This is a genomic window from Neobacillus paridis (genome assembly GCF_016765675.1).
GTDB classification, from domain to species: Bacteria; Bacillota; Bacilli; order Bacillales; family Cytobacillaceae; genus Neobacillus; species Neobacillus paridis.
In genome coordinates this window covers 1-688 of the sequence record NZ_JAESWB010000075.1, presented here as the reverse complement: position 1 = coordinate 688, position 688 = coordinate 1, and the positions used below count along the sequence as shown (strand labels likewise).

Genomic DNA, 688 nt, shown 5'->3' with positions numbered 1-688 from the left:
GCATATGGAAGAAGTTCGCAAGCTCCTGCGATGACCTGGAGTAGGTTGTTAAAGTCATGGGCGACTCCAGCCGTCAGTCGGCCAATCGCTTCCAGTCGGCGCGCCTCATTAAGCGCACCTTCATACCGTTTGCGTTCGTCCGTTTCCGCATGCAAAGCTCGCGTCCGTTCGCGCACCTTGTCCTCAAGTTGGTTATTTTGCAACTCCAAGGACAACATTTGTTCTTTTACTACATACTGCCATGCACGGTTTCGAGCTGCCGCTTCGAGCGTAATGTTGAGCGCTTCCCTTGAAAGTGGCCGTTCAAGCACCGTCACATTGCCAAACTGGCGAAAATAGTTCCACCGCTCAGAGGAGCTCGTTTTCCCCCTGTTGCTGCTCAGCACAATGACTGGCAGATCAGACCATGCCGGCTGTTTAGCAAGGCAATCGAGGATTGCGTCAGCAGCAGAGGTGGCCCCATTTGCTTGGACAGAAAGTGCCGGGTTTTAAGCGGGACCTTGCTGATGATGGGTTTTGCCCATTTCCCTATGCCGCGCTTTGCATAGCTGGCAGGGGTTTAAAGTAAAACGCATCTGGCGTGATGCCGTCAAGCGAACTGTGGGGCCGTCGGCTGTTGTAGAAGTCGATATAGCGTGCTATCCCGCTGCGCGCTGCGCTGACTGTCTCGTAGGCACGCAGGTAGACT

The 688-nt window shown here is 54.4% G+C and carries 2 protein-coding genes; both read right to left on the bottom strand.

Translation table 11 applies throughout. The features are described from left to right. On the bottom strand, nucleotides 1-317 hold a 317-nt coding region (locus tag JK635_RS05905; protein WP_202653063.1), incomplete at its 3' end, for a sensor histidine kinase. Between the two features lie 211 nt (nucleotides 318-528). Then, on the bottom strand, nucleotides 529-688 hold a 160-nt coding region (locus tag JK635_RS05900), incomplete at its 5' end, for an integrase core domain-containing protein (protein WP_202653062.1).